This is a genomic window from Pseudomonas sp. R19M (assembly GCF_050312585.1).
In the GTDB taxonomy this organism is placed as follows: Bacteria; Pseudomonadota; Gammaproteobacteria; order Pseudomonadales; family Pseudomonadaceae; genus Aquipseudomonas; species Aquipseudomonas palleroniana.
On the sequence record NZ_JBNPJV010000088.1, the window covers coordinates 25316 to 51430 of the forward strand.

A 26115-nucleotide genomic window follows, 5' to 3' on the forward strand; every position below is an offset into this window, starting at 1 on the left:
GCCACCCGAAAGAGGAGGCGCACGACACATTTGCTTTTTAGCAAAATATACATGCATTTATTTTGCGTGCAACTATATTTTGCATGGCTGGCGCGCCACGAAAAAAGGTTTTAAGCCATAAAAGTCTGGGTTTTACGGGTTTATTTGAGCGGTGAGGCACTGAATGGTTATGCAAAAAATAATTGCATTTAAAAAATCTGCATCTATTATTTGCAAAAAACCGGAGCGGCATCCATGAGCCACGTCTTTCATCGCAGCCTTACACAAAGCTACCCCATTGCAGTCAAGGGCGAAGGGCCTTACCTGATCGACGCCAATCAACGTCGTTACCTGGACGCCAGTGGTGGCGCTGCGGTGTCGTGCCTGGGCCACAGCGACCCGGACGTGATCGAGGCGGTGCGTCGGCAGGTGGGGCAGTTGGCTTACGCCCACACCTCCTTCTTTACCACGCAGGTGATGGAGGAACTGGCTGATTTCCTGGTGGCACGAGCCCCGGCGGGCATCGATTCGGTGTACTTCGTTTCAGGCGGTTCGGAGGCGATAGAAGCGGCGCTGAAACTCGCTCGCCAATACTTCATCGAGATCGGCCAGCCCCAGCGCAAGCACCTGATCGCACGGCGCCAGAGCTATCACGGCAATACCCTGGGTGCGCTGGCGACCGGTGGTAATGAATGGCGGCGCAGGCAGTTTGAACCGCTGCTGATTGACGTCAGTCATGTCAGCCCATGCTATGCCTATCGCCAGCAACAGGACGGTGAATCCGCCGAAGCGCTGGGCGTGCGCCTGGCTGGCGAACTGGAAGCGGAAATCCTGCGTCTGGGGGCTGAAAACGTCATGGCGTTTGTCGCCGAGCCTGTGGTCGGCGCGACGCTGGGCGCGGTGACTGCGGTGCCGGGCTATTTCAAACGTATCCGAGACGTGTGCGACCGCCATGGCGTCTTGTTGATTCTGGATGAAGTCATGTGCGGCATGGGCCGTACCGGCAGTTTGTTTGCTGCAGAGCAGGAAGGCATCACGGCGGATCTGATCACCATCGCCAAAGGGCTGGGCGCCGGTTACCAGCCCATCGGCGCAACGCTGGTGAGCCGGAAAATCCGCGATGCGATCGCCTCGGGCTCTGGGTTCTTTCAGCACGGCCATACCTATATCGGCCACGCCACCGCCTGCGCCGCCGCGCTGGCGGTACAGAAAGCCATCGAGTCGCGTGGGTTGCTCGCCCAAGTCAACCGCTTGGGGGAGGGCCTGCGTGAGCGTTTGCTGGATCGTTTCGCCGAGCATCCGCACATTGGTGATATCCGCGGCCGTGGGCTGTTCCAGGGCATCGAACTGGTCGCCGACCGCAACAGCAAGGCGCCTTTCGACCCGGCTCTCAAGCTGCACGCCAAACTCAAGCAGGCGGCCATGGCTGAAGGCTTGATGTGCTACCCCATGGGCGGAACCATCGACGGGCAGCGGGGCGATCATATCCTTCTGGCACCGCCGTTCATTCTTGAGGATCATCACCTTGATGAGATCGCCGAAAAACTGCTGGTTGCGGTGACGACCACGTTGAAGAACCGCTGAGGGGAGCGCGCAATGGCTATTCAATCGCGTCTAAGCGAGTTGACCGAAGCGTCGATGAGCGATGCCCAGCGCGCTGTGCTCAAGGAGATCCTGGCAGGGCCGCGTGGCAATCTGGATGGGCCTTTCCTGGCCTGGATCCACAGCCCGCAACTGGCGAACCATGCACAGCGGCTGGGGGCCTTTTGTCGTTATGGCACGCAACTGGAACTGCGCCTTACCGAGTTGGCGATCCTGTTTACGGCAGCCTGGTGGCAGTCCCAGGCCGAGTGGCAGATTCATGAGCCCATTGCGCGCTCAGCCGGTGTCACTGATGCCGTCATCGAAGCGTTACAGCAGCAGGCAGCGCCGCCCTTTACCCGTGAGGACGAGGCGTTGGTCTATCGCCTCGGCAAGACGCTTTATGAAACCCGGCGTATCGATGACGCGCTCTATGCACAGGCGATAGCGGCTTTCGGAGAGCCGGCCGTGGTCGAGCTTGTCGGTGTTTTTGGCTACTACGCGCTGGTGGCGATGACGCTGAATGTGTTCGCGGTACGCCGTGATACAGATGCACCACTGCCATTTGTCGAGCGCTGAACAGTCTGTTCTGTGTCTGGTCTATAAAAAAGCCCCACCTTTATGGGGGGGCTTGTTCTTTCACTTGGGGGCTGTCCACGTTACCTCGGTAATCCCGAATTTTTCCGCCTTGGGCCGGGTGGTTTTCTTCACCTGTTCATGCCCCACGCGCCCCACGCGACTGACGTGCGCAACGTCGGCATCAACCGCTGCCCAGTGCCATGCCTCAGCGTTGTTCATCACTTCGGCACGCACTACAAACGACTTCGGTTGACCGTGCAGTTGATAGTGAATGGTGTAAATCTTCGCGGTACTCATGTTGCCTCCCTGTCTTGTTATAGATGGATAGGTTGGCGCCGAGAAAGGTTCATTCAAAATGACAAGCCGTTGGCTGGCGCGGCATAGTGACGCCTTCGCCACGCGCTCAAGGATCGCGCCATGTCCCACCCCACTGACAGCCGCCTGACTCACAGCCAGCTTTATCTGCAACGCCTGGGCTACGCTTCGCCCCCACCGCCGACCCTTGAAACCCTGCAAGCGCTGCAATTGCGCCACGTGTGCACCTTTGCCTTCGAGAGCTTGTCGACCTTGTTGCACAGGCCGGTACCCATCGACTTGCCCTGTGTCGAGCAAAAAATCCTGTTGGATGGGCGCGGCGGGTATTGCTATGAGCTGAACCAGATGTTCCTGGCGCTGTTGCAGGAACTCGGCTTCGACGCACGGGGCATCACCGGCCGCGTGGTGCTGGGTGGTCCGGCGGATGCGCACACGGCGCGCACCCACCGCTTGAGCCTGGTGACCCTGGAGGGCGTGCGCTATATCACGGATGTCGGCTTTGGCGGCATGGTGCCCAGCAGCCCGTTGCAACTGGACACCGAAGCGCAGCAGGCCACGGCCCATGAACCTTATCGGCTGACCTTCGACGGGCAGTGCAGTTACACCCTGTGGGTGCTGGTCGCCGGGGAGTGGCGCGGTTTGTATGTGTTCGACCTGCAAGTGCAGGCCGCCATCGACTACGAAATCGGCAACTGGTACGTCTCTACACACCCTGACTCGGTGTTCCTCGGCCAGTTGAAAGCGGCACGGTTGGCGCCGGGTAAGCGTTATACCCTGGCCAATGCCCACTATGCGGTGCATAGCCTGGATGGGCCCAGCGAAAAGCGCGTGATCGACAGTGCGGATGAACTGCTGGCACTGCTGCAAGAGACCTTTGGTATTCACCTGCCAACCGATCCCAAGCTTCGCGAAGCGCTTAGTGGCTTAATAATGGCTAACACTGCAGAGCATTGAGTTAGAGCCATCGCTGAACCGTTTTACCTCCAAAACGATGCAAATTAATTCGAACCTTTGCCAACGGCTGAGGTTCGAAGCGGTTCCTGAATAATTTGCTCACTCACAAGGAGATGTAAAACGATGTCCAAGCTATTCGGAAAAATCTTCAAGGGTTCCTCCCTGCTGGCGCTGGTCGCTGCACCTGCCGTGGTGTTCGCGGCACCGCCTACCGGCCCTATTTCCACCTTCGGTATCCTGGGTAGCTATAACGATTTCAAATTCGAAGGCGGCAGCGCAAGCGACAAGAGCCACATGCCTGAAGCCGGGCTGTTCTACAACTTCGGCAACAAGCTGACTGCCGAATCCGGTTTCATCTATCAAGCCGGTATCGAAGCCAAGTACGGCGAAAAAAGCGACGACAAGCTCAAGGAAGGCCAGGCTGACCTGGACCTCGGCTGGCGCGCCGCGCTGGATGCGCGCAACTTCGTCGACGTGATTGTGGGCGGTGGCTACACCTGGACCCGCTATGAGCCCGACACCAACGGCTATGACGTCAAGCTCACCAATAAATCGCCATTCGCCAAGCTTGCCCTGGGCTACAACCACCAGTTCGATGACATGACCCTGCGCGTTGAAGCCGGTGCCCGTCAGACCATCGACGGCCGCGCCAAACTCAAAGTGGATGGCGTGGGCAGTGACACTGTGGACCTCAAGGATCGCACCAACCCCTACGCCGAAGTCAGCCTGCTGATGAACCAAAATGGCAATCTGCCGGTGATGGCGGGCTTGTACTACACCCGTACCGAATACAAGCTCGACGAAGACTCCTTTACCGCCGACAACACCAAGCTCAAGCGTGATGAGTACGGCTTCAAGGTGGGTATCGCGTTTTAAGGCTGCGATTGAGCCAGACACGTCGACGTGAATGAAAAACGCCCCGAAGTGATTCGGGGCGTTTTTTTTGCGCCGTTTATCTGTGTGGAGCGTTTTGTGGTGATGGGGGAGGGTGGAGACGTTAAAGGTATGGGTTCAACCCAGCGCTGCGAGCTGGCATTTCTGGCGAGCGCGTTTGTCGTGGCGAGGGAGCTTGCTCCCGTTGGGCTGCGTAGCGGCCCTGAAACCTGACACTGAGATTTCTCTGGGGTAACGCGGTGTCTGTGCTGGGGTCGCTTCGCGCCCCAACGGGAGCAAGCTCCCTCGCCACAGGAAATGTAATCAATGGCAAGAATGCAAAACGGCGCCCGAAGGCGCCGTTCTGTTGACTGCATGTGCCTAAGCGATCAAACGCCCAACACCGCGTGCTGCACCAGGGTGAGCAACGGTTGTGGGTACACGCCCAGGAAGAACGCGAGCAGGGCGATGGCCAGCAGCATTACGCCACCGGCTTTCTGTTCCCAGTGCAGCTCGGCATCCACACGACGCAGGTTTGGCTCGATCAGGTACAGGGTGACCATCACGCGCAGGTAGTAGAACACGCCAATGGCGCTACCCAGCACCAGGGATGCCACCAGCCACCATTCGTGCGCCTCGACACCGGTCGCCACGATGTAGAACTTGCCGATGAAACCGGCCGTCAGCGGGATACCCGCCAGGGACAGCATCATCACGGTCAGTACGGCGGTCAGGTACGGACGGCGCCAGAACAGGCCGCGGTATTCGTACAGGGCATCAGCGTCACGGCCTTTGAACGGCGAGGACATCAGGGTGATCACGCCGAACGCGCCGAGGCTGGTGATCACGTAGGTGACCAGATACACACCCATGGCTTCCACGGCCAGGCCTTTGCTCGCCACCAGGGCGATCAGCAGGTAGCCGAAGTGCGCGATGGACGAGTAACCCAGCAGGCGCTTGAGGTTGTTCTGGGTCAGGGCAAGCAGGTTACCGAACAGGATCGACGCGATGGCGATCACGGTCAGCACGGTGCTCAGCACGCCGGTGTTGGCGGCAGGCGAGATCTGGAACAGACGCACCATCACCGCGAATACGGCCACCTTCGACGCCGTGGCCAGGAACGCAGCCACCGGCGCCGGGGCGCCTTCGTACACGTCCGGGGTCCACAGGTGGAAGGGCACCAACGACAGCTTGAACGCCAGGCCGATCAGCATCATCGCCAGGCCCAGTTGGGCAATCGGCGCAGGCATGCTGGTGGTGGCCAGGGCGTGGCCGATCCCGGTGAAGCTCAGGTTGCCGGCTTCGGCGTAGAGCAGGGCCATACCGAACAACAGGAACGCGGAACCGGCGGCCGACAGCACCATGTACTTGATGCCGGCTTCCAGGGAGCGCTTGTTGAAGAAGGCGTAGGCCACCAGGCCGTAGGTCGGGATCGACAGCAGTTCCAGGCCGATGAACAAGCCGGCCAGGTGCTGTGCGCTGACCAGCACGATACCACCGGCAGCAGCCAGCAGGATCAGCAGGTACAGCTCTTCCTTGTTGCCCGGGTAGCCGGTGCCGCCTTCGCCCATGTAGGCATGGGCGAGGGTGACGCACGCCAGGGTGGCTACGAGGATCAACGCGATGTACAGCAGCGCGAAGTCATCGACCATCATCAGCGGGGTCACCGCCAGTGGCGCGACCTTGAGGGCCGGAATGATCGACAGCAAGGCCAGGTTCAGGCCGGCACAGGACAGCAGGAACGTTTGCGAGTGATTGCGGCGCCAGGCGATCGCCAGCATCACCACCACGATGGTGAGGCTGGTGATCAGCAGCGGCGCAAGCGCGATAAAGTGTTGGATCGTGAATTCCATAGCGCTCTTACCGGGCCGAAGCGAGTTGAGAGAAGGCGGTGCCGAACCACTGCTGCACGCCATGCATCGTTGCGGCAGAAGTGTCCAGGAACGGTTGCGGGTACACGCCGATGTAGATCAGCAGTACCGCAAGGCCGAGCACCATGATCAGTTCGCGAGCATCCATCCCTTGCAGGACAGTGTCGGACTTGGCCGGGCCGAAGTAGGCGCGGTGGATCATGATCAGCGAGTAGACCGAGCCGAATACCAGGCCGGATGTAGCGATGGCGCTGATCCACGGTGTCTGTACGAACGAGCCCATCAGGATCAGGAATTCGCCGATGAAGTTACCGGTGCCCGGCAGGCCCAGGGACGCCGCGGCAAAGAACAGGCTGATCGCCGGCAGGTAGGCGATGCGCGACCACACGCCACCCATCTCACGCATGTCGCGGGTGTGCAGGCGTTCGTACAACTGGCCACTCAGGATAAAGAGGGCAGCGGCCGAGACACCGTGGGCCAGCATCTGGATCACTGCGCCTTGCAACGCCAGCTGGCTGCCGGAGTAGATGCCGATCAGTACGAAACCCATGTGCGAAACGGACGAGAACGCGATCAGACGCTTGATGTCGGTTTGCGCGAAGGCCAGGAACGCGCCGTAGAAGATCCCGATCAGACCCAGGGTCATGGCGATCGGCGCGAACTCGGCCGAGGCATTCGGGAACAGCGGCAGGGCGAAACGCAGCAGACCATACGCCGCGGTCTTCAACAGGATACCGGCCAGGTCGACCGAACCTGCTGTTGGCGCCTGGGCGTGAGCGTCAGGCAGCCAGGAGTGGAACGGCACCACCGGCAGCTTCACCGCGAATGCGATGAAGAAGCCCAGCATCAGGATGTACTCGGTGGTCAGGGACATCTTGGTTTTCAACAGGTCGGCGTAGTTGAAGGTAATCACGCCGGTGTTGTTGAAGTTGACCAGTACCAGGCCCAGGATCGCCACCAACATGATCAGGCCGGAAGCCTGGGTGAAGATGAAGAACTTGGTCGCCGCGTAGATCCGGGTTTTCTTGCCGTCCGAAGAACTGTGACCCCAGAGCGCGATGAGGAAGTACATCGGCACCAGCATCATTTCCCAGAAGAAGAAGAACATGAACAGGTCGAGGGCGAGGAACACGCCGACGACGCCGCCCAGGATCCACATCAGGTTCAGGTGGAAGAAGCCCACGTGACGCTGGATTTCTTTCCAGGAGCAGAGTACCGAGAGGATACCCAGCAGGCCGGTCAGCAGGATCATCAACAGCGACAGGCCGTCGAGGGCCAGGTGCACGTTGATGCCGAAGCGCTGGATCCACACGTGCTTGAATTCAAGCGCGAAGGTTGGATCGACACCCGGTGCCGGAGCGAATGAATAGTCACCATGGGCCCACAGCCAGAGACCGAGTGCGAGTTCCAGGGACATGGTCAGCAACGCAATCCAGCGGGGGAGGGTGGCGCCGAAGCGTTCACCCATCCAGCAGAGCAGGCCGCCGATAAAGGGGATCAGGATTAGCCAGGGCAGAATCATGACGGGCTCGTTTCCTTTCGCAAGTTCGCAAAGTTCATATCAGACCGCTACCACTACGATGGCGCCGATCACTAGCACGGCACCGGCCGCCATGGAAGCTGCATACCAGCGCAGTTGGCCAGTCTCGCTGCGGCTCAGGGCGGTGTGACCGGCCTTGGCGGCGCGCGGGATCAAACCGATGGTCTGGTCGAGCGGGTCTTTACGCAGTACATGGCTGATGGCCAGGTATGGCTTGACGAACAGTTTGTCGTAGATCCAATCGAAGCCCCAGGCAGCGAACCACCAGGCCGAAAGGAAGCGGCCAATGCCACTGTTGGCAACGGCGGTCACGAAGCGACGCTTGCCGAGGAACAGCAGGGCCGCCAGCAGGATACCGGCAATGGCGATGGCGCCCGAGACGATTTCCAGGCTGTGCTGGGCTTCGCCGCCGGCATGGCCGACGCTTTGTGGCAATACGCCGTGCAGTGGCGGCGTGATCATGGCACCGACGAAGGTCGACAGCACGATCAGTACCGACAATGGCAGCCAGTGCGAGATGCCGTGGCCTGCGTGTGCTTCGGTCTTGGCTTCACCGTGGAAGGTGATGAAGATCAGGCGGAAGGTGTACAGCGAGGTCATGAACGCACCCACCAGGCCTGCGTACAGCAGGTTCTGGTTACCGCTGGCAAAGGCTTCCCAGAGGATCTCGTCTTTCGAGTAGAAACCGGCGGTCACCAACGGCAGGGCAGCCAGGGCGGCACCACCGACGATGAAGCTGGCGTAGGCCAACGGCAGTTTTTTCCACAGGCCACCCATCTTGAAGATGTTCTGCTCGTGGTGGCAGGCAACGATCACCGCACCGGAAGCGAGGAACAGCAGGGCCTTGAAGAAGGCGTGGGTCATCAGGTGGAAGATCGCCGCGTCCCAGGCACCGACGCCCAGGGCCAGGAACATGTAGCCGATCTGGCTCATGGTCGAGTAGGCGAGGATGCGCTTGATGTCGGTCTGTACCAGCGCAGCGAAGCCGGCCAGTACCAGGGTCACGCCGCCGACCAGGCCGACCAGGTGCAGGATTTCCGGCGCCAGGGTGAACAGGCCATGGGTACGCGCAATCAGGTAGACACCAGCGGTTACCATGGTTGCGGCGTGGATCAGTGCCGAAACCGGGGTAGGACCGGCCATCGCATCCGCCAGCCAGGTTTGCAGCGGCAGTTGCGCGGATTTACCCACGGCACCGCCCAGCAGCATCAGGGTCGCCAGGGTGATCCAGAAGTCGCCGACCTGGAATTTCTGCGGTGCCAGTACCAGCAGTTCCTGGATGTTCAGCGTGCCCACCTGTTGGAACAGGATGAACAGGCCGATTGCCATGAACACGTCGCCGATACGGGTGACGATAAAGGCCTTGAGTGCCGCGTTACCGTTGTTGCGGTTGCTGTAGTAGAAACCGATCAGCAGGTACGAGCACAGGCCCACGCCTTCCCAGCCGAAGTACAGGAACAACAGGTTATCGCCCAGTACCAGGAACAGCATGCTGGCGATAAACAGGTTGGTGTACGAGAAGAAGCGCGAGTAACCGGCTTCACCGCGCATGTACCAGGACGCGAACAGGTGGATCAGGAAACCCACGCCCACCACCACGCCGAGCATGGTGATCGACAGGCCGTCGATGTAGAGGGCGAAGTTGGGCTTGAAGCCCTCCACCGACATCCACTGCCACAGCACCAGGGTGTAGTGGCCGCCTTCCGGCGGGGCCACGTTGAATTGCCAGATGACGTAGGCGGCAACGATCGCCGACAGGCCAATCGAGCCCACGCCCACCAGGGCCGAGAGGTTTTCCGACCAGCGTCCACGGGAGAACGACAGCAGCAGGAAACCGATCAGGGGAAATACGAAAGTCAGAAAGATCATGTTCATCCGCGCATCTCACTGGCAGCGTCGATATCAAGCGTGTGGAAGCGACGATACAGTTGCAGCAGGATCGCCAGGCCGATACTGGCCTCGGCGGCTGCCAGGCTGATCACCAGGATGAACATGACTTGTCCATCCGGCTGGCCCCAACGTGCACCCGCGACGATGAAGGCCAGTGCTGCGGCGTTCATCATGATTTCCAGGCTCATCAACACGAACAGAATGTTACGGCGGACCATCAGGCCGACCAGGCCAAGGCAGAACAGGATGCCGGCAACCGCCAGACCATGCTCCAAGGGGATAGCAGGCATCGTCATTGCTCCTTGGCTTCGTTGCGGCCCAAGTGGAAGGCGGTGACGGCTGCGGCGAGCAGCAGCATCGACGCCAGTTCGACCACCAGCAGGTACGGGCCGAACAGGCTGACGCCCACGGCTTTCGCATCCACGGTGGTGTGGCCGATGGCCTGGCCGCTCTGGTGAGCGAACAGCACATACAGCAGTTCACCCAGCAGCAGGGCGGCGAGGACAACCGGGCCGAGCCAGATGCCGGGTTTGAGCCAGACGCGCTCCTGGGCGACCGAAGCCGGCCCCAGGTTGAGCATCATCACCACAAACACGAACAGCACCATGATGGCGCCAGCGTAGGCGATCACTTCCAGGACACCGGCGAACGGTGCGCCGAGGCTGAAGAAGGTCATGGCCACGGCGATCAGCGAAATGATCAGGTAGAGCAGGGCGTGCACGGGGTTGGTGTTGGTGATCACGCGAAGCGTGGACACAACCGCGATACCCGATGCGAAATAGAAAGCGAATTCCATCTTTCTTCCTTAAGGCAGCAAGCTCTTCACGTTGATCGGCTCGGCTTCGTTTTGTGCGGCGCCTTTTGGCTTACCGGCAACGGCCATACCTGCAACACGATAGAAGTTGTAATCAGGGTTTTTACCGGGACCAGAGATCAAAAGATCTTCTTTCTCGTACACCAGGTCCTGACGTTTGAACTCGGCCATCTCGAAATCCGGTGTCAGCTGGATCGCGGTGGTCGGGCAAGCTTCCTCGCAGAGGCCGCAGAAAATGCAGCGCGAGAAGTTGATGCGGAAGAAGTCCGGGTACCAGCGACCGTCTTCGGTTTCAGCTTTCTGCAGGGAGATGCAACCCACCGGGCACGCCACGGCGCACAGGTTGCAGGCTACGCAACGCTCTTCGCCATCGGGGTCGCGGGTCAGCACGATACGGCCGCGATAGCGCGGCGGCAGGTACACCGCTTCTTCCGGGTATTGCAGGGTGTCGCGTTTGCGGAAGCCGTGACCGAACACCATCACCAGGCTTCGCAACTGGGTACCGGTACCCTTAACGATGTCGCCAATATATTTGAACATGGGTCAAATCCTCACTGAACCGCGCCGGCTGGCGTGTTCAACAACACAACGGCAGCCGTCACCAGCAAATTGATCAGGGTCAGCGGCAGGCAGAAGCGCCAGCTGAAATCCATCACCTGGTCATAGCGTGGGCGCGGAATGGAAGCGCGCAGCAGGATGAACAACATGATGAAGAACGCGGTCTTCAGGAAGAACCAGAAGAACGCCAACTGCGGCAGGATGCCGAACGGACCGTGCCAGCCGCCGAAGAACAGCGTGACCAGCAGGGCCGAGATCAAGATGATGCCGATGTACTCGCCAACGAAGAACATGCCCCATTTCATGCCGGCGTATTCAATGTGGTAACCGTCGGCCAGTTCCTGCTCCGCTTCAGGCTGGTCGAAGGGGTGACGGTGAGTCACGGCGACGCCGGCGATGAAGAAGGTGCAGAAGCCGAAGAACTGCGGAATGATGAACCACAGGTTCTGTGCCTGGTACTCGACGATGTCGCGCATGTTGAACGAGCCGACCTGCACCACGATGCCCATCAGCGCCAGGCCCATGAACACTTCGTAGGACACGGTCTGGGCCGAAGCCCGCAAGCTGCCCAGCAGGGCGAACTTGTTGTTGCTCGACCAACCGGCGAACAGCACCGCATAGACCGACAGGCCGGCCATGGCGAAGAAGAACAGCAAGCCGATGTTCAGGTCCGCCACGCCCCAGGTCGGGGTGATCGGGATGATCGCGAAGGCGATCAGCAAGGCGCTCATGGCCACGACCGGTGCCAGGGTGAAGATCACCTTGTCGGCAAACGGTGGGGTCCAGTCTTCCTTGAAGAACATTTTCAGCATGTCGGCGGCGATCTGGAACATGCCGAACGGGCCAACGCGGTTCGGACCGTAACGGTCCTGCCACCAGCCCAGCAGGCGACGTTCGACGAAGCTGAGCAGGGCGCCCGCGACGACCACGGCCAACAGGATCACGACAGCCTTGAGGACCGCAATGATCACGTCGATCACTTCAGGGGTGAACCAGGTCATTGCACTGCCTCCTGCAGACCGTCAACGGTTTTGCCAAAGATCGCCGGCGGAATACCGGCAAGGCCTTTAGGCAGTGCAACCAGGCCGGCACCCAACTCATCGTTGATGCGCAGCGGCAGACGCAGGGTCTGGCCGGCCACGTTCAGGCTGAGCAGGGCACCGTCGTTGACGCCCAGGCGATCGGCTTCGGACTTGGCGACCGACACGTAGGCGGCCGGGATACGTTCCTGAACCGGCGCGGCTTTGGAAGAGGTCTCTTCGCTGCCGAACAGGTGGAAGAACGGTACGACCTGCCAGGTGCCCTGGGTCGGGTTGAACGGACGCGGTACGGCAGCGAACCAGTTCAGCGAATCACCGGTGCTTTCGATCAGGCGGGTGCCCGGGTCGCCAGCGCGGATATGACCACCGACTTCATCCTGGAACTTGTTCCAGGCCTGCGGCGAGTTCCAGCCTGGAGACCAGGCAAACGGCACTTGCTGACGCGGCTCGGCCGAACCCGAGTAACCTTCCATGGAGAAGTTGAACGCGGTATCCGGGTCTTGCGGGGTACGTGGTTCGTGCACGCTGATGTTGGCGCGCATGGCGGTACGACCGGAGTAACGCAGCGGTTCGCGGGCCAGTTTCAAGCCCTTGATGCGGAACGCGGCGGATGGCGCGGCATCGACGATACGCGCCAGTTGCGGTGCGCTTGCGGCGGTAGCGGCGGTGACGTGGTCAAGCTGGGTCCAGTCGATCGGCTGGTTCAGCAGGGTCGCGCGCAGGGCATGCAGCCAGCGCCAGCCTTCGTGAACCAGGATGCTGGCGTCCATGTACTTCGGATCGAACACCTGGAAGAAGCGCTGGGCACGGCCTTCCTGGCTGACCAGGGTGCCGTCGCCTTCAGCGAAGGTGGCAGCCGGCAGCACCAGGTCGGCGCGTTCGCTGGTAGCGGTCTTCTGGTGGTCGGCAACGATCAACACCTTGGCGGCGTTCAGCGCAGCGTCAACCTTGGCCGCATCGGTGCGGGTGTACAGGTCGTTCTCGAGCACCACGATGGCGTCGGCGTTGCCGTCGATGACTGCCTGCAGGGCAGCGTCCACGGACTCGCCACCGAGCATGGCCAGGCCAAGGCTGTTGGCTTCCGGCACGACCAGGCTGATGGAACCGTTCTTGTCACGCAGCTTCAACGCCTTGGCGATGTTGGCAGCGGCTTCGATCAGCGCCTTGGAACCCAGCGAGGTGCCGGCAATGATCAATGGGCGCTTGGCCGCCAGCAGGGCGTCGGCGATACGCTGGGCCAGTGCAGCGGCCTCAGTGTCCAGGCCTTCGACGGCAGGCGCGCTGGCGTCCAGGGCGTGGGCCACGGCGAAACCGAGGCGGGCCAGGTCGTCCGGTGCGGCATGGACGCATTCTTCGGCGATGTCGTCGAGTTTGGTTTCAGCCAGGCTTGCGATAAACAGCGGGTTCAGCGCGTGCTGGCCGATGTTCTTCACCGCGGCGTCGAGCCAAGGCTGCACGCGCATGGCGTCGGCCATGGCTTCGGCCTTGCCTTTGACCGACTGGCGCAGGGACAGGGCGATACGCGCAGCGGTCTGGGTCAGGTCTTCACCGAGCACGAAGATCGCGTCGTGGTCTTCGATGTCGCGCATGTTCGGTACCGGCAGCGGGCTGTCGTTCAGCACCTGCAGGACCAGGCGGATGCGCTCCAGCTCAGCGGCTTCGATACCGGAGTAGAAGTGCTCGGCGCCGACCAGTTCGCGCAACGCGAAGTTGCTCTCCAGGCTGGCGCGGGGCGAACCGATCCCGACGATGTTGCGACCGCGCAGCAGGTCGGCGGCTTTATCCAGCGCTTCGTCCAGGCTCAGCTTGGCGCCACCGGCCAACAGTGGCTGGCGCGGACGGTCTTCGCGGTTGACGTAGCCGTAGCCGAAACGGCCACGGTCGCACAGGAAGTACTGGTTGACCGAACCGTTGAAGCGGTTTTCGATACGACGCAGTTCACCGTAGCGCTCGCCCGGGGAGATGTTGCAACCGCTGGAGCAGCCATGGCAGATGCTCGGGGCGAACTGCATGTCCCACTTACGGTTGTAACGCTCGGAGTGGGTCTTGTCGGTGAACACACCGGTCGGGCAGACCTCGGTGAGGTTGCCGGAGAACTCGCTTTCGAGCACGCCGTCTTCAACGCGACCGAAGTACACGTTGTCGTGGGCGCCGAATACGCCCAGGTCGGTGCCGCCGGCGTAGTCCTTATAGAAGCGCACGCAACGGTAGCAGGCGATGCAGCGGTTCATTTCGTGGGAAATGAACGGGCCGAGGTCCTGGTTCTGGTGGGTACGCTTGGTGAAGCGATAACGGCGCTCGTTGTGGCCGGTCATCACCGTCATGTCTTGCAGGTGGCAGTGACCGCCTTCCTCACAGACCGGGCAGTCGTGGGGGTGGTTGGTCATCAGCCATTCGACGACGCTGGCGCGGAACGCCTTGGATTCTTCATCGTCGATGGAGATCCAGGTGTTGTCGGTGGCTGGGGTCATGCACGACATGACGATACGACCACGGGTGTCGTTCTCGTCGGTGTACTGCTTGACCGCACACTGGCGACAGGCACCGACGCTACCAAGTGCGGGGTGCCAGCAGAAATACGGGATATCGAGACCGAGTGACAGACAGGCCTGTAACAGGTTGTCCGCCCCATCGACTTCGAGCGCTTTGCCGTCTACGTGGATAGTGGCCATGGTTCAAAGTTCTTCGTTGGCCCGTTGTCAGCGGGCGTGGCTAATGGAATCTTGTTATTCATGTGCATCTACACAGCCATCAAGGCGTCAGCACATGAGAAAGCGAAGGGCACGGACCCCTCGCTTCTTTAAGCGTTACGCGCCGACTACGATCGGCTTCGCCAGAGGCGGGACGGCGGCGCTGACAGGCGCGATGCCGGCTTCGAACTCCGAGCGGAAGTATTTGATTGCGCTGCCCAATGGCTCCACGGCGCCCGGTGCGTGAGCACAGAAGGTCTTGCCTGGGCCGAGGAAACCGACCAGACCCAGCAGGGTCTCGATGTCACCCTCGCGGCCTTCGCCTTTTTCCAGGGCCATCAGCAGCTTCACGCTCCACGGCAGGCCGTCGCGGCATGGGGTGCAGAAGCCACAGGATTCACGGGCAAAGAACTGCTCCATGTTGCGCAGCAGCGAGACCATGTTCACGGTGTTGTCCACCGCCATCGCCAGGCCAGTACCCATACGGGTGCCCACCTTGCCGATGCCGCCGGCATACATTTGTGCGTCGAGGTGCTCGGGCAGCAGGAAACCGGTGCCGGCGCCGCCTGGCTGCCAGGCTTTCAAGGTGTAGCCGTCGCGCATGCCGCCGGCGTAGTCCTCGAACAGCTCGCGGGCGGTGACGCCGAAGGGCAGTTCCCACAGGCCCGGGTTCTTGACCTTGCCGGAGAAGCCCATGAGCTTGGTGCCCATGTCTTCGCTGCCTTCGCGGGCCAGGGATTTGTACCAGTCCACGCCGTCGGCGATGATCGCCGGCACGTTGCACAGGGTCTCGACGTTGTTCACGCACGTCGGCTTGCCCCACACGCCCACGGCGGCAGGGAAGGGTGGCTTGGAGCGCGGGTTGGCGCGGCGGCCTTCGAGGGAGTTGATCAGTGCGGTTTCTTCACCGCAGATATAACGCCCGGCGCCGGTGTGCACGAACAGTTCGAAATCAAAGCCTGAACCGAGGATGTTCTTGCCCAGCAGGCCGGCGGCCTTGGCTTCTTCCACGGCACGGTTGAGGTGCTTGGCGGCGGTGGTGTACTCGCCACGCAGGAAGATGTAGCCACGGTAGGTTTTCAGCGCGCGGGCGCTGATCAGCATGCCTTCGATCAGCAGATGGGGCAGTTGCTCCATCAGCATGCGGTCTTTCCAGGTGTTGGGCTCCATTTCATCCGCGTTGCACAGCAGGTAGCGGATGTTGATGGATTCGTCCTTGGGCATCAGGCCCCACTTCACGCCTGTGGGGAAGCCTGCACCACCGCGACCTTTAAGGCCGGCGTCCTTCACGGTCTGGACGATATCGTCCTGAGCCATGTCGGCGAAGGCCTTGCGCGCAGCGGCGTAGCCATTCTTGGCCTGGTACTCGTCGAACCATACCGGCTCGGCATCGTCACGCAGGCGCCAGGTCAGCGGGTGGGTCTCGGGCGAACGCTTGATCAGGTTGGCCGGGCCGAAAGATGTAAGGGTCATGGGTAGCCCTCAAGCAATTGGGTCACGCCAGCGGGCTGCACGTCACCGAATGTGTCGTCGTCGATCATCAACGCCGGCGCCTTGTCGCAGTTGCCCAGGCAGCACACCGGCAGCAGCGTGAAGCGGCCATCCGGGGTGGTCTGGCCGAGGCCGATGCCCAGCTTGTTCTGGATCTCGCTGACCACGGACTCGTGGCCACCGATGTAGCAGACCATGCTGTCGCACACGCGAATGATGTGGCGGCCCACGGGCTGGCGGAAGATCTGGCTGTAGAACGTGGCCACGCCTTCAACGTCGCTGGCAGGGATGCCGAGGATCTCGCCGATGGCGTAGAGCGCGCCGTCCGGCACCCAGCCACGTTCCTTCTGGACGATCTTCAAGGCTTCGATCGACGCCGCGCGCGGGTCTTCATAGTGATGCAGCTCGTGCTCGATGGCCGAGCGCTCGGTTTCACTCAAGGTGAAACGGTCTGTCTGGATAAGCGTGCTGTTCATGCTTAGCGGTCCACGTCGGCCATAACGAAATCGATACTACCCAGGTACGCAATCAAGTCCGCGACCATCTCGCCTTTGATCACCGAAGGGATCTGCTGCAAGTGGGCGAAGCTCGGGGTACGGATCCGGGTGCGGTAGCTCATGGTGCCGCCATCGCTCGTCAGGTAATAACTGTTGATACCCTTGGTCGCTTCGATCATCTGGAAGGATTCGTTGGCCGGCATGACCGGGCCCCACGAAACCTGCAGGAAGTGCGTGATCAGGGTTTCGATGTGCTGCAGCGTGCGCTCTTTCGGCGGCGGCGTGGTCAGCGGATGGTCCGCCTTGTACGGGCCTGCCGGCATGTTGCGCATGCACTGCTCGATGATCTTCAGGCTCTGGCGCATTTCTTCGACGCGTACGATGCAACGGTCGTAGGCATCGCCATTGGCCCCCAGCGGTACTTCGAATTCGAAGTTCTCGTAGCCGGAGTACGGGCGCGCTTTACGCAGGTCGAAATCGCAGCCGGTGGAACGCAGGCCGGCACCGGTGACGCCCCATTCCAGGGCCTCTTTGGTGTTGTACTGGGCGACGCCGATGGTGCGGCCCTTGAGAATGCTGTTGTCCAGCGCAGCCTTTTGGTACTCGTCCAGACGCTTGGGCATCCACTCGACGAATTCCTTGACCAGGCGCTCCCAGCCGTTCGGCAGGTCGTGGGCAACACCGCCGATGCGATACCAGGCCGGGTGCAGGCGGAAACCGGTGACGGCTTCGATGACCTTGTAGGCGCGCTGGCGGTCGGTAAAGGTGAAGAACACCGGGGTCATGGCACCGACGTCCTGGATATAAGTACCCAGGAACAGCAGGTGGCTGGTGATCCGGAAGAACTCGGCCATCATGATGCGGATGGTGTCGACGCGGTCCGGCACCTTGATGCCGGCCAGCTTCTCGACCGACAGCACGTACGGCAGGTTGTTCATCACGCCGCCGAGGTAGTCGATACGGTCGGTGTACGGGATGAAACTGTGCCACGACTGGCGTTCAGCCATCTTCTCGGCACCGCGGTGGTGGTAGCCGATGTCCGGCACGCAGTCGACGATTTCTTCGCCGTCCAGTTGCAGGATGATACGGAAGGCACCGTGCGCCGAAGGGTGGTTCGGGCCCAGGTTGAGGAACATGTAGTCCTCGTTGGTGCCGGAACGCTTCATGCCCCAGTCTTCCGGACGGAAGCGGGCAGCCTCTTCTTCAAGCTGTTGCTTGGCCAGGTTGAGGCTGAACGGGTCGAATTCGGTCGCGCGGGCAGGGAAGTCCTTGCGCAGCGGGTGACCTTCCCAGGTTGGCGGCATCATGATGCGCGACAGGTGCGGGTGGCCCGGGAAGTCGATGCCGAACATGTCCCAGACTTCACGCTCGTACCAGCTGGCGTTCGGCCAGATACCGGTTACGGTCGGGATGCTCAGGTCAGTTTCAGACAGCGCGACCTTGATCATCACATCGCTGTTACGTTCCAGCGACATCAGGTGGTAGAACACGGTGAAATCGGCGCCGCTCGGCAGCCCTTGGCGCTTGGTGCGCAGACGCTCGTCCACGCCATGCAGGTCATAGAGCATGACGTACGGCTTGGGCAGGTTGCGCAGGAAGGTCAGGACTTCGACGAGCTTGGCACGCGCCACCCACAGCACCGGCATGCCGGTGCGCGTGGCCTGGGCGGTGAAGGCGTCAGGGCCGAAACGGTTGTTGAGTTCGACGACCACATCCTGGTCGTCTGCCTTGTAAGGCGGGATATACAGAGCACTGCCTGTAGTCATGGTTTTTTATCGCTTTCGGTCAACGTAAAGAATGAAGCCAGGTTTTCGTTCTATAAAAGAAGCGGTGCTGGATCAGACTTCGTCAGGGCTGCGCAGGTTGGTGACTGCGATTCGCTGTTCGCGGCGCTGTTCCTTTTGAGACGGCATCTCGGCGCGATAGACGCCTTGTTCACCGACGACCCAGGACAGTGGGCGACGCTCCTTGCCGATCGATTCCTGCAACAGCATCAAGCCTTGCAGGAACGCTTCAGGGCGAGGCGGGCAGCCAGGCACGTAGACGTCCACGGGCAGGAACTTGTCCACCCCCTGGACAACGGAGTAGATGTCGTACATGCCACCGGAGTTGGCGCACGAACCCATGGAGATAACCCATTTCGGTTCGAGCATTTGCTCGTAGAGACGCTGGATGATCGGCGCCATCTTGATGAAGCAGGTGCCGGCGATAACCATGAAGTCCGCCTGGCGCGGCGATGCCCGGATAACTTCGGCGCCGAAGCGCGCGATGTCGTGGGGCGCCGTGAAGGCGGTGGTCATTTCCACGTAGCAGCACGAAAGACCGAAGTTGTACGGCCACAGGGAGTTCTTACGCCCCCAGTTGACCGCGCCACTCAGCACGTCTTCCAGCTTGCCCATGTAGATGTTTTTGTGGACTTGGTCTTCTAACGGGTCGGAAACGGTTTCCCGTTCGCCGATGGGGTACTGCTCGTTAGGAGCATCCGGGTCGATCCTGGTGAGATTGTATTGCATCGCCAAAGCCTCATTGTTTCAGCTTCGCTTGCCGCTTACGACGAGCTTCCGGAGCCCAGTCAAGGGCGCCCACTCGGAATAGGTAGACAAGGCCTGCCAACAGAATTGCTATGAAAACGAGGGCTTCGACGAATCCGGTCCAGCCGCTTTCGCGGACGGACACAGACCAGGCAAAGAGAAAGAGGGCTTCGATATCGAAGATCACGAACAGCATCGCGACCAGATAGAATTTGGCTGAGAGCCGCAAGCGGGCGCCACCTGTAGGCAGCATGCCGGACTCGAACGGTTCATTCTTGCTGCGGCCCCAGGCTTTTGACCCGAGGAGGCTGGAAACACCGAGCATGAAGGCGCAAAGGCCGACAACACCGAGGAGGAAAATGGCAAAGCCCCAGTTGTGGGCCATGAGTCCTGTCGCTTCGGTCATGCTGGAAATCCTTAACAGAGAGCAAAGGTCTCTGAGCTCGAAAAAGTAACGATGCAGTGACGATATGTCGCACTGCAATCAATCGCGGTGATTTTATGGCTAAACACCGGGCAAGTAAAATTCCGATAGCGAAATTATTCGATGGAATAAGCACATAGTGCACCTTTGTGGGGCTGTAGCCCTTGCGGGGCGGGGATTAGCCGGCTTTTCACCAATTATGTTTTGTTTTAGCTGTAAAGAAGTTCTCATGCTCTAAATGATAATGAATATTGTTTGTGTGGGTTTTAAGCGGGTGTTTGTGGTGAGGCGGGGAAGTTGCCGTTACTTGTTTGAGTGCCGCTTAGTTGCCTGAACGGATCGTTATAACCGACCAGGCTTGCGCAGATACCGCCCTGGATCAATGTTTTGCGCAAAATCTGCACAAAACCTGCATTCCCTGTGGGAGGGGGCTTGCTCCCGATTGCGGGGTGTCAGTCGACACTTCTGAGGCTGATCCAGCGCCATCGGGAGCAAGCCCCCTCCCACAATGTGATCTTCATGGTGTCGGGAGGGGGTGGCAGGCAAAAAAACGCCCCGAACCAGTCGGGGCGTGATTGTTTTGCGGCATTGCGGTTAGGTCTTCCATGCGGCCGCAATGGCCGTTTGCTCGGTGCTTAGTGGAACTGCTCTTCTTCGGTCGAACCGGTCAGTGCGGTCACGGACGAGGTGCCGCCCTGGATCACGGTAGTCATGTCGTCGAAGTAGCCGGTGCCCACTTCCTGCTGGTGCGCCACGAAGGTGTAGCCTTTGGCGGCGTCAGCGAACTCCTGCTCCTGCAGCTTCACGTAGGCGGTCATGTCGTTGCGGGCGTAGTCGTGCGCCAGGTTGAACATGCTGTGCCACATGTTGTGAATGCCGGCCAGGGTGATGAACTGGTGCTTGTAGCCCATGGCTGACAGTTCGCGCTGGAACTTGGCGATGGTCGCGTCGTCCAGGTTCTTCTTCCAGTTGAAAGAAGGCGAGCAGTTGTAGGACAGCAGTTGGTCCGGGTATTCCTTCTTGATCGCTTCGGCGAAACGACGGGCTTCTTCCAGGTCAGGCTTGGCGGTTTCGCACCAGATCAGGTCGGCATACGGCGCATAGGCCAGGCCGCGGGCAATGGCCTGGTCGAGGCCGGCGCGTACTTTGTAGAAGCCTTCCTGGGTGCGCTCGCCAGTGACGAACGGCTTGTCGTACGGGTCGCAGTCCGAGGTCAGCAAATCGGCGGCGTTGGCATCGGTGCGCGCCAGGATGATGGTTGGCGTGCCGGCGACGTCAGCGGCCAGGCGCGCAGCGGTCAGCTTCTGCACAGCTTCCTGGGTCGGTACCAACACCTTGCCACCCATGTGGCCGCATTTCTTCACCGAAGCCAGCTGGTCTTCGAAGTGCACGCCGGCAGCGCCGGCCTCGATCATGCTCTTCATCAGCTCGTAGGCGTTCAGTACGCCGCCGAAACCGGCTTCAGCGTCGGCCACGATCGGTGCGAAGTAGTCGATGTAGCCTTCGTCGCCCGGGTTCTTGCCGGCTTTCCACTGGATCTGGTCGGCACGACGGAACGAGTTGTTGATGCGCTTGACCACGGTCGGCACCGAGTCCACCGGGTACAGCGATTGGTCGGGGTACATGGATTCAGCGGAGTTGTTATCCGCTGCCACTTGCCAGCCGGACAGGTAGATCGCCTGGATACCGGCTTTTACCTGTTGGACTGCCTGGCCGCCAGTGAGGGCGCCCATGCAGTTGACGAAATCTTTGTCGGGACGGAAGGAAGGCTTGGCACCTTGGGTGACCAGCTTCCACAGCTTCTCGGCGCCGAGTTTTGCAAAGGTGTGCTCAGGTTGAACCGAGCCACGCAGGCGGACGACGTCAGCAGCGGAATAAGCGCGGGTTACGCCTTTCCAGCGTGGGTTTTCAGCCCAGTCTTTTTCAAGGGCTGCAATTTGCTGTTCGCGTGTCAGTGCCATGGGGAAAAACCTCGTCGCATAGGTCTAGGTGGAAAATTCCATTTGCCAGCCACGTAGTAAGTGCGTGGTTTTGGCTGCTCGCTGACCAGAAGCTCAGGTGGTCAAGCCGGGCTTGGCGGGGAAGGCGACGGGATGAACGATTGGTTCAAGGGTGGAATTGAGCAGGTAGGGGCAAACTGCGAACGGTCTTCGGGCGTCGTGGGCCTTGGTACGATCCATCAGTGTGTAGCCGGATTACCTGGTTGGCTTCCGTCCCTCGGGACAACTTCGTTCCAGTCGCAACCTCGTCAAACACACCTTGTGGGCGGTACAGACACGAATCGGCTCGGGTGGGTAGCTTGGAGCGGCGATCCGAAGGCCCTTGCCAGGGCCCCTGATTAGCGGGAGCGAGGCCATCATGCCCAGGCTTTTTTCGATCGTCAAATGTTTTGTAGTGCTTTTTTTCAAGCACTACATCTTTGGTCTAATACGACTCATCAGTCAGTTTCCGGTGCTTCAGTTCAGGGTGTCGACCTTGACCCGTAAAGTCAGGTCATCGCGGCCTTGGGTAGAGTAGCTGCGGGTTGTGGAGGATTTGTCGGCCTGGGTCTCGCGATTGATGCCGGCCAGGGGGATCCACTCGCCCAGGCGCCCGCTGACGGTTGTGTCGGTGCTCTGGACGTTCACTACATCGGGACGTTCCTGGCTCATGCGGTCACGGTTGGTACTGATGCTCAGGTGTACGGTCTCGCCGGTGACGCTGGCGGTGACGTAAAAGCCCTGGGTGACGTTGCGATACTGGGTCTGGTTTTGCAGGCGGCCGTAGCTGTCTTGCTGGGTGGTGGTCAGCGGAACGCTCTGACCGACCTGGATCAGTGCGGGCACGCCCTCGCTCGCCTGGATCTGCTGGACACCGCCGTCGCGGCTGGCAGTGCCGTAGCTGATGATGCGAGTCTGGCTGTCGCCAGTGTTTTGCTGATTGTTTTCGTTGGTGTCGACGGTGATCAGAAGGCGTTTGGCGGGCGTGTCCAATTGCGCGAGCAGTGCGCGCAGGTCCTGGATCTTGCCGGGGTCGGCCTTGACGATAAGCTGGTTACCGTAGGCGCTGACGCTGCCGTCCTTGCCGATGAAATTCTGCGCCACGGGCAGGAGGTCGGCGCTGGTGCGATTGCTCAGGTTGACGACTTCGGTGTCGGCCACGGCCGGGGCGCTGGCGGCCAGGAGGAGTGCGATGAGCAGGGTGCGTAGGGACATGTCCGTTATCTCTGCGAGTCAATTAGGCGTGATAGTGCCAGTTTGTCGGCCCGGCAGGCCGCAAATTGAATCGTAGACGGCAAAATGCCCTGGCAGGGCAGGGTATTGCTGGTGTCGCTGAAATAGCCATCGGGAGCAAGCCCCCTCCCACATTTTGACCGCGTTCCAAAGAATGACTCGGTCAAGTGTGGGAGGGGGCTTGCTCCCGATGGCAGCGACTCGGTCCTGAATCAGCCCTCACGCACCATATCAACATGCGGAATCCCGACTTCCAGGAATTCTTCGCTGACGATCTTGAAGCCCAGCCGCTCATAGAACGGCGCGGCATAGACCTGTGCGCTGAGGAACTGCTTGCGCTGGCCGCGTTGCTCGGCCGCACCGATCACGGCTTCCATCAGCTTGTCGCCGACTTTAAGCCCGCGCCAGTCCTTGAGCACCGATACGCGCCCGATTTCGCCGCTGGGCAGCAGGCGGGCGGTACCGATCGGAAAGTCGCCCTCGAATGCCAGGAAATGCACCGCGCCGGCGTCGTCGGCGTCCCATTCAAGCTCAGGTGGAACCGATTGTTCGGCGATAAATACCGCTTCACGAATGCGCCGAATCTCAGCGATATCCTTTTGCCAGTCCGCGACACTTACGTGAATCTTATTCATCGGCAAACCCCAGGCTTCCTTGCTTGACCAGTTCGCACAGCAGGTCGCGACCGTCTTCGTCGGCGAGCCATTCGCCGAGGTTTTCGCTGTGCAGTGCGTCAGCCGAGCACACCAGCTTCAGCAGTTCGCGCAGTTTACCCGGCAGGTAACGGCTCTGGCCGCTGGCAAACAGCAGCACATCGTCGTCGACTTCGGACCAGGCCAGGCGCGCACTCGGGTTGCGTACCAAAATCGCACCGTCTTGAAGGGCGTTGATAAAGTCATCTTCACCCAAGTCCTCACCGGCGACCAGTTCCGGGTAGCGTGGCTCGGTCATGAACTGGCCGAACCAGGTCAGCAGCATGCGCTCGTCGCTCATGTGCTCGGCCAGCAGGCTCTTGAGGCGGTCCAGTGCGTCGCCCTGGATCTGGTGCGGGTCGCTGACCGGTTGGGCGTCGGCGTCGGTGTAGCGCTCTTCGTCAGTCAGGTATTGGCTGAGGAAGTCGGTGAAGTGGGTCAGCACTTCGGCGGCGCTCGGGGCGCGGAAGCCTACGGAATAGGTCATGCAGTCATCTTCGGCAATGCCGAAATGCGCCAGGCGGGGTGGCAGGTAGAGCATGTCGCCCGGCTCCAGTACCCATTCGGCGCTCTCTTCGAATTCGGCGAGGATGCGCAGGTCGGCGTGTTGCAACAGCGCGCTTTCGGAGCTGCACATCTGGCCGATCTTCCAGTTGCGCTTGCCTTGGGCTTGCAGCAGGAACACGTCGTAGTTATCGAAATGCGGGCCTACGCTGCCTCCCGGTGCGGCAAAGCTGATCATCACATCGTCGATGCGCCAGCTTGGCAGGAAACGGAATTGTTCCAGCAGCTCGGCCACTTCCGGCACGAACTGGTCAACGGCCTGCACCAGCAGGGTCCATTCGCGTTCAGGCAAGGTGCTGAAAGCATCTTCGGCGAACGGGCCGCGACGCAGTTCCCACGGGCGTTCGCCGTGTTCGATTACCAGGCGCGACTCGACTTCTTCTTCCAGGGCCAGGCCGGCCAGTTCGTCGGCGTCGATCGGGCTTTCGAAATCAGGGATGGCCTGGCGGATCAGCAGCGGTTTTTTCTGCCAGTAGTCGCGCAGGAATTCCCGTGCCGTGATGCCGCCCAGAAGTTGAAGAGGGATATCAGGATTCATGTGTAACCTATTGAAAAAAAGCACTTTTCAGACTGGAATAAAAACGCCCGGCGCGGCCGGGCGTCTCAAAGGGTCTTGCTATGATCAGATGCGCTTGGCTTGCTCTACAGCGTTGCCGATGTAGTTGGCCGGAGTGAGCAGCTTCAGCTCGGCCTTGGCGGCGGCAGGCATGTCCAGGCCGTCGATGAAAGTTTGCAGCGCTTCGGGGCTGATGCCCTTGCCGCGCGTCAACTCCTTGAGCTTCTCGTAAGGGTTTTCGATGTTGTAGCGGCGCATCACGGTCTGGATCGGCTCGGCCAGGACTTCCCAGCAAGCGTCCAGGTCGGCGGCAATTTTCTGCTCGTTGAGCTCCAGCTTGCTGATGCCCTTGAGGCTGGCTTCGTACGCGATCACGCTGTGCGCGAAACCCACGCCGAGGTTGCGCAGCACGGTGGAGTCGGTCAGGTCGCGCTGCCAGCGGGAGATAGGCAACTTGCTGGCCAGGTGCTGGAACAGGGCGTTGGCGATGCCGAGGTTGCCTTCGGAGTTTTCGAAGTCGATCGGGTTGACCTTGTGCGGCATGGTCGACGAACCGATTTCACCGGCAATGGTGCGCTGCTTGAAGTAGCCCAGGGAGATGTAGCCCCAGATATCGCGATCGAAGTCGATCAGGATGGTGTTGAAGCGTGCAATGGCGTCGAACAGCTCGGCGATGTAGTCGTGCGGTTCGATCTGCGTGGTGTAAGGGTTGAAACCCAGGCCCAGCTCGTCTTCGATGAAGGCGCGGGCATTGGCTTCCCAGTCGATCTCAGGGTAGGCCGACAGGTGGGCGTTGTAGTTGCCTACGGCGCCGTTGATCTTGCCCAGCAACGGTACGGCCGCCACTTGAGCGATCTGGCGCTCCAGGCGGTACACCACGTTGGCCAGTTCTTTGCCCAGGGTGGTCGGCGAAGCCGGTTGGCCGTGGGTACGCGACAGCATCGGCACGTCGGCAAAGCGGATGGCCAGTTCGCGGATGGCGTTGGCGGTCTGGCGCATCAGCGGCAGCATTACGTCATCACGGCCTTCGCGCAGCATCAGGGCGTGGGACAGGTTGTTGATGTCCTCGCTGGTGCAGGCAAAGTGGATGAATTCGCTGACCTGGGCCAGTTCCGGCAGCTTGGCCGCTTGCTCTTTGAGCAAGTACTCGATGGCTTTTACGTCGTGGTTGGTGGTGCGCTCGATCTCTTTGACACGCTCGGCGTGCTCCAGGGAGAAGTTTTCCGCCAGGGTGTTCAATACAGCGTTGGCTTCGGCGGAAAACGCCGGCACTTCGCTGATGGCGGGGTGAGCGGCCAGGCGCTGGAGCCAGCGCACTTCAACCAGAACACGAGCACGGATCAAACCGTATTCGCTGAAAATCGGGCGCAGGGCCTGGGTTTTGCCGGCGTAGCGGCCGTCAACAGGGGAAACCGCAGTGAGCGAAGAGAGCTGCATGGGGTGTTCTCGGACAGTCGGGCAACG

The 26115-nt window shown here is 60.6% G+C and carries 24 protein-coding genes; 5 read left to right on the top strand and 19 right to left on the bottom strand.

Annotation, left to right across the window (positions count from 1 at the left end; genetic code table 11):
* Nucleotides 1-234: 234 nt before the first annotated feature.
* Complete coding sequence (locus ACQRBT_RS19665) at nucleotides 235-1563, top strand: aspartate aminotransferase family protein (RefSeq protein ID WP_412047231.1); 1329 nt, start codon at nucleotides 235-237, stop codon at nucleotides 1561-1563.
* 12 nt (nucleotides 1564-1575) lie between these two features.
* Nucleotides 1576-2139: a carboxymuconolactone decarboxylase family protein gene (locus ACQRBT_RS19670; RefSeq protein ID WP_104994148.1), complete on the top strand. Its 564-nt coding sequence runs from the start codon at nucleotides 1576-1578 to the stop codon at nucleotides 2137-2139.
* A gap of 60 nt (nucleotides 2140-2199) precedes the next feature.
* On the opposite strand, the gene ACQRBT_RS19675 is transcribed toward ACQRBT_RS19670, so the two are convergent.
* Nucleotides 2200-2436 (bottom strand): DUF6555 family protein, encoded by a 237-nt coding sequence (locus tag ACQRBT_RS19675; RefSeq protein ID WP_060755676.1) that lies wholly within the window; start codon nucleotides 2434-2436, stop codon nucleotides 2200-2202.
* A 120-nt stretch (nucleotides 2437-2556) separates the two neighbouring features.
* Here ACQRBT_RS19675 and ACQRBT_RS19680 point away from each other — a divergent pair, with 120 nt between their 5' ends.
* The 3 genes from ACQRBT_RS19680 (at nucleotide 2557) to ACQRBT_RS19690 (ending at nucleotide 4515) form a co-directional block, all read left to right on the top strand.
* Complete coding sequence (locus ACQRBT_RS19680) at nucleotides 2557-3408, top strand: arylamine N-acetyltransferase family protein (protein ID WP_412047230.1); 852 nt, start codon at nucleotides 2557-2559, stop codon at nucleotides 3406-3408.
* A 123-nt stretch (nucleotides 3409-3531) separates the two neighbouring features.
* Complete coding sequence (locus tag ACQRBT_RS19685) at nucleotides 3532-4284, top strand: outer membrane beta-barrel protein (protein ID WP_060755674.1); 753 nt, start codon at nucleotides 3532-3534, stop codon at nucleotides 4282-4284.
* Between the two features lie 27 nt (nucleotides 4285-4311).
* Nucleotides 4312-4515: a hypothetical protein gene (locus ACQRBT_RS19690; protein WP_145977760.1), complete on the top strand. Its 204-nt coding sequence runs from the start codon at nucleotides 4312-4314 to the stop codon at nucleotides 4513-4515.
* A 155-nt stretch (nucleotides 4516-4670) separates the two neighbouring features.
* On the opposite strand, the gene nuoN is transcribed toward ACQRBT_RS19690, so the two are convergent.
* The 18 genes from nuoN to purB form a co-directional block, all read right to left on the bottom strand.
* Nucleotides 4671-6134: an NADH-quinone oxidoreductase subunit NuoN gene (gene nuoN / locus ACQRBT_RS19695; protein WP_060755672.1), complete on the bottom strand. Its 1464-nt coding sequence runs from the start codon at nucleotides 6132-6134 to the stop codon at nucleotides 4671-4673.
* A 7-nt stretch (nucleotides 6135-6141) separates the two neighbouring features.
* Nucleotides 6142-7674 carry an NADH-quinone oxidoreductase subunit M gene (gene nuoM, locus ACQRBT_RS19700; protein WP_016974046.1) on the bottom strand — a complete coding sequence of 511 codons (1533 nt, stop codon included), beginning with the start codon at nucleotides 7672-7674 and terminating at the stop codon, nucleotides 6142-6144.
* A 39-nt stretch (nucleotides 7675-7713) separates the two neighbouring features.
* Complete coding sequence (gene nuoL, locus ACQRBT_RS19705; protein ID WP_090370255.1) at nucleotides 7714-9567, bottom strand: NADH-quinone oxidoreductase subunit L; 1854 nt, start codon at nucleotides 9565-9567, stop codon at nucleotides 7714-7716.
* The gene (nuoK, locus tag ACQRBT_RS19710; RefSeq protein ID WP_003174727.1) at nucleotides 9564-9872 is read right to left on the bottom strand and encodes an NADH-quinone oxidoreductase subunit NuoK; all 309 of its coding nucleotides are present in this window, start codon (nucleotides 9870-9872) and stop codon (nucleotides 9564-9566) included. The genes nuoL and nuoK overlap by 4 nt, the downstream gene beginning before the upstream one ends.
* Nucleotides 9873-9874: 2 nt before the next feature.
* Entirely contained in the window at nucleotides 9875-10378 is a 504-nt protein-coding gene (gene nuoJ / locus ACQRBT_RS19715) for an NADH-quinone oxidoreductase subunit J (protein WP_060755670.1), read from the bottom strand.
* Between the two features lie 9 nt (nucleotides 10379-10387).
* Nucleotides 10388-10936 (bottom strand): NADH-quinone oxidoreductase subunit NuoI, encoded by a 549-nt coding sequence (gene nuoI / locus ACQRBT_RS19720; protein WP_003174725.1) that lies wholly within the window; start codon nucleotides 10934-10936, stop codon nucleotides 10388-10390.
* Nucleotides 10937-10947: 11 nt separating this feature from the next.
* On the bottom strand, nucleotides 10948-11955 hold the full coding sequence (gene nuoH / locus ACQRBT_RS19725) for an NADH-quinone oxidoreductase subunit NuoH (protein WP_060755669.1): 1008 nt from the start codon (nucleotides 11953-11955) through the stop codon (nucleotides 10948-10950).
* Complete coding sequence (gene nuoG, locus ACQRBT_RS19730; protein ID WP_412047229.1) at nucleotides 11952-14666, bottom strand: NADH-quinone oxidoreductase subunit NuoG; 2715 nt, start codon at nucleotides 14664-14666, stop codon at nucleotides 11952-11954. The genes nuoH and nuoG overlap by 4 nt, the downstream gene beginning before the upstream one ends.
* Before the next feature lie 135 nt (nucleotides 14667-14801).
* Nucleotides 14802-16157 carry an NADH-quinone oxidoreductase subunit NuoF gene (gene nuoF, locus ACQRBT_RS19735; RefSeq protein ID WP_060755667.1) on the bottom strand — a complete coding sequence of 452 codons (1356 nt, stop codon included), beginning with the start codon at nucleotides 16155-16157 and terminating at the stop codon, nucleotides 14802-14804.
* Nucleotides 16154-16651: an NADH-quinone oxidoreductase subunit NuoE gene (nuoE, locus tag ACQRBT_RS19740; RefSeq protein ID WP_003174721.1), complete on the bottom strand. Its 498-nt coding sequence runs from the start codon at nucleotides 16649-16651 to the stop codon at nucleotides 16154-16156. Before nuoE ends, nuoF begins: the two co-directional genes overlap by 4 nt.
* Before the next feature lie 2 nt (nucleotides 16652-16653).
* Nucleotides 16654-18438, bottom strand: coding sequence for an NADH-quinone oxidoreductase subunit C/D (nuoC, locus tag ACQRBT_RS19745; protein WP_060755666.1), 1785 nt, complete (start codon nucleotides 18436-18438; stop codon nucleotides 16654-16656).
* A 72-nt stretch (nucleotides 18439-18510) separates the two neighbouring features.
* Entirely contained in the window at nucleotides 18511-19185 is a 675-nt protein-coding gene (locus tag ACQRBT_RS19750) for a NuoB/complex I 20 kDa subunit family protein (RefSeq protein WP_060755665.1), read from the bottom strand.
* Between the two features lie 10 nt (nucleotides 19186-19195).
* Entirely contained in the window at nucleotides 19196-19609 is a 414-nt protein-coding gene (locus tag ACQRBT_RS19755) for an NADH-quinone oxidoreductase subunit A (protein WP_003219575.1), read from the bottom strand.
* Between the two features lie 653 nt (nucleotides 19610-20262).
* Nucleotides 20263-21588, bottom strand: a complete 1326-nt coding sequence (aceA, locus tag ACQRBT_RS19760) for an isocitrate lyase (protein WP_060755664.1) — start codon at nucleotides 21586-21588, stop codon at nucleotides 20263-20265.
* 495 nt (nucleotides 21589-22083) lie between these two features.
* Nucleotides 22084-22821 carry a secretin N-terminal domain-containing protein gene (locus ACQRBT_RS19765; protein ID WP_090370261.1) on the bottom strand — a complete coding sequence of 246 codons (738 nt, stop codon included), beginning with the start codon at nucleotides 22819-22821 and terminating at the stop codon, nucleotides 22084-22086.
* Between the two features lie 230 nt (nucleotides 22822-23051).
* Complete coding sequence (locus ACQRBT_RS19770; RefSeq protein ID WP_060755662.1) at nucleotides 23052-23474, bottom strand: GNAT family N-acetyltransferase; 423 nt, start codon at nucleotides 23472-23474, stop codon at nucleotides 23052-23054.
* The gene (locus ACQRBT_RS19775; protein ID WP_060755661.1) at nucleotides 23467-24633 is read right to left on the bottom strand and encodes a cupin domain-containing protein; all 1167 of its coding nucleotides are present in this window, start codon (nucleotides 24631-24633) and stop codon (nucleotides 23467-23469) included. Before ACQRBT_RS19775 ends, ACQRBT_RS19770 begins: the two co-directional genes overlap by 8 nt.
* Before the next feature lie 84 nt (nucleotides 24634-24717).
* Nucleotides 24718-26088, bottom strand: coding sequence for an adenylosuccinate lyase (gene purB / locus ACQRBT_RS19780; protein ID WP_010209589.1), 1371 nt, complete (start codon nucleotides 26086-26088; stop codon nucleotides 24718-24720).
* Between the last annotated feature and the right edge of the window lie 27 nt (nucleotides 26089-26115).

Coding starts and splice junctions, on each gene's coding strand:
- ACQRBT_RS19685 (WP_060755674.1), top strand. CDS start 3,532: ATGTCCAAGCTATTCGGAAAAATCTTCAAGGGTTCCTCCCTGCTGGCG.
- nuoN (WP_060755672.1), bottom strand. CDS start 6,134: ATGGAATTCACGATCCAACACTTTATCGCGCTTGCGCCGCTGCTGATC.
- nuoE (WP_003174721.1), bottom strand. CDS start 16,651: ATGAACAGCACGCTTATCCAGACAGACCGTTTCACCTTGAGTGAAACC.
- nuoI (WP_003174725.1), bottom strand. CDS start 10,936: ATGTTCAAATATATTGGCGACATCGTTAAGGGTACCGGTACCCAGTTG.
- ACQRBT_RS19665 (WP_412047231.1), top strand. CDS start 235: ATGAGCCACGTCTTTCATCGCAGCCTTACACAAAGCTACCCCATTGCA.
- nuoK (WP_003174727.1), bottom strand. CDS start 9,872: ATGCCTGCTATCCCCTTGGAGCATGGTCTGGCGGTTGCCGGCATCCTG.
- ACQRBT_RS19750 (WP_060755665.1), bottom strand. CDS start 19,185: ATGCAATACAATCTCACCAGGATCGACCCGGATGCTCCTAACGAGCAG.
- purB (WP_010209589.1), bottom strand. CDS start 26,088: ATGCAGCTCTCTTCGCTCACTGCGGTTTCCCCTGTTGACGGCCGCTAC.
- nuoM (WP_016974046.1), bottom strand. CDS start 7,674: ATGATTCTGCCCTGGCTAATCCTGATCCCCTTTATCGGCGGCCTGCTC.
- nuoL (WP_090370255.1), bottom strand. CDS start 9,567: ATGAACATGATCTTTCTGACTTTCGTATTTCCCCTGATCGGTTTCCTG.
- ACQRBT_RS19755 (WP_003219575.1), bottom strand. CDS start 19,609: ATGACCGAAGCGACAGGACTCATGGCCCACAACTGGGGCTTTGCCATT.
- ACQRBT_RS19770 (WP_060755662.1), bottom strand. CDS start 23,474: ATGAATAAGATTCACGTAAGTGTCGCGGACTGGCAAAAGGATATCGCT.
- ACQRBT_RS19775 (WP_060755661.1), bottom strand. CDS start 24,633: ATGAATCCTGATATCCCTCTTCAACTTCTGGGCGGCATCACGGCACGG.
- nuoG (WP_412047229.1), bottom strand. CDS start 14,666: ATGGCCACTATCCACGTAGACGGCAAAGCGCTCGAAGTCGATGGGGCG.
- nuoJ (WP_060755670.1), bottom strand. CDS start 10,378: ATGGAATTCGCTTTCTATTTCGCATCGGGTATCGCGGTTGTGTCCACG.
- nuoC (WP_060755666.1), bottom strand. CDS start 18,438: ATGACTACAGGCAGTGCTCTGTATATCCCGCCTTACAAGGCAGACGAC.
- ACQRBT_RS19680 (WP_412047230.1), top strand. CDS start 2,557: ATGTCCCACCCCACTGACAGCCGCCTGACTCACAGCCAGCTTTATCTG.
- ACQRBT_RS19765 (WP_090370261.1), bottom strand. CDS start 22,821: ATGTCCCTACGCACCCTGCTCATCGCACTCCTCCTGGCCGCCAGCGCC.
- nuoF (WP_060755667.1), bottom strand. CDS start 16,157: ATGACCCTTACATCTTTCGGCCCGGCCAACCTGATCAAGCGTTCGCCC.
- ACQRBT_RS19670 (WP_104994148.1), top strand. CDS start 1,576: ATGGCTATTCAATCGCGTCTAAGCGAGTTGACCGAAGCGTCGATGAGC.
- ACQRBT_RS19675 (WP_060755676.1), bottom strand. CDS start 2,436: ATGAGTACCGCGAAGATTTACACCATTCACTATCAACTGCACGGTCAA.
- aceA (WP_060755664.1), bottom strand. CDS start 21,588: ATGGCACTGACACGCGAACAGCAAATTGCAGCCCTTGAAAAAGACTGG.
- nuoH (WP_060755669.1), bottom strand. CDS start 11,955: ATGACCTGGTTCACCCCTGAAGTGATCGACGTGATCATTGCGGTCCTC.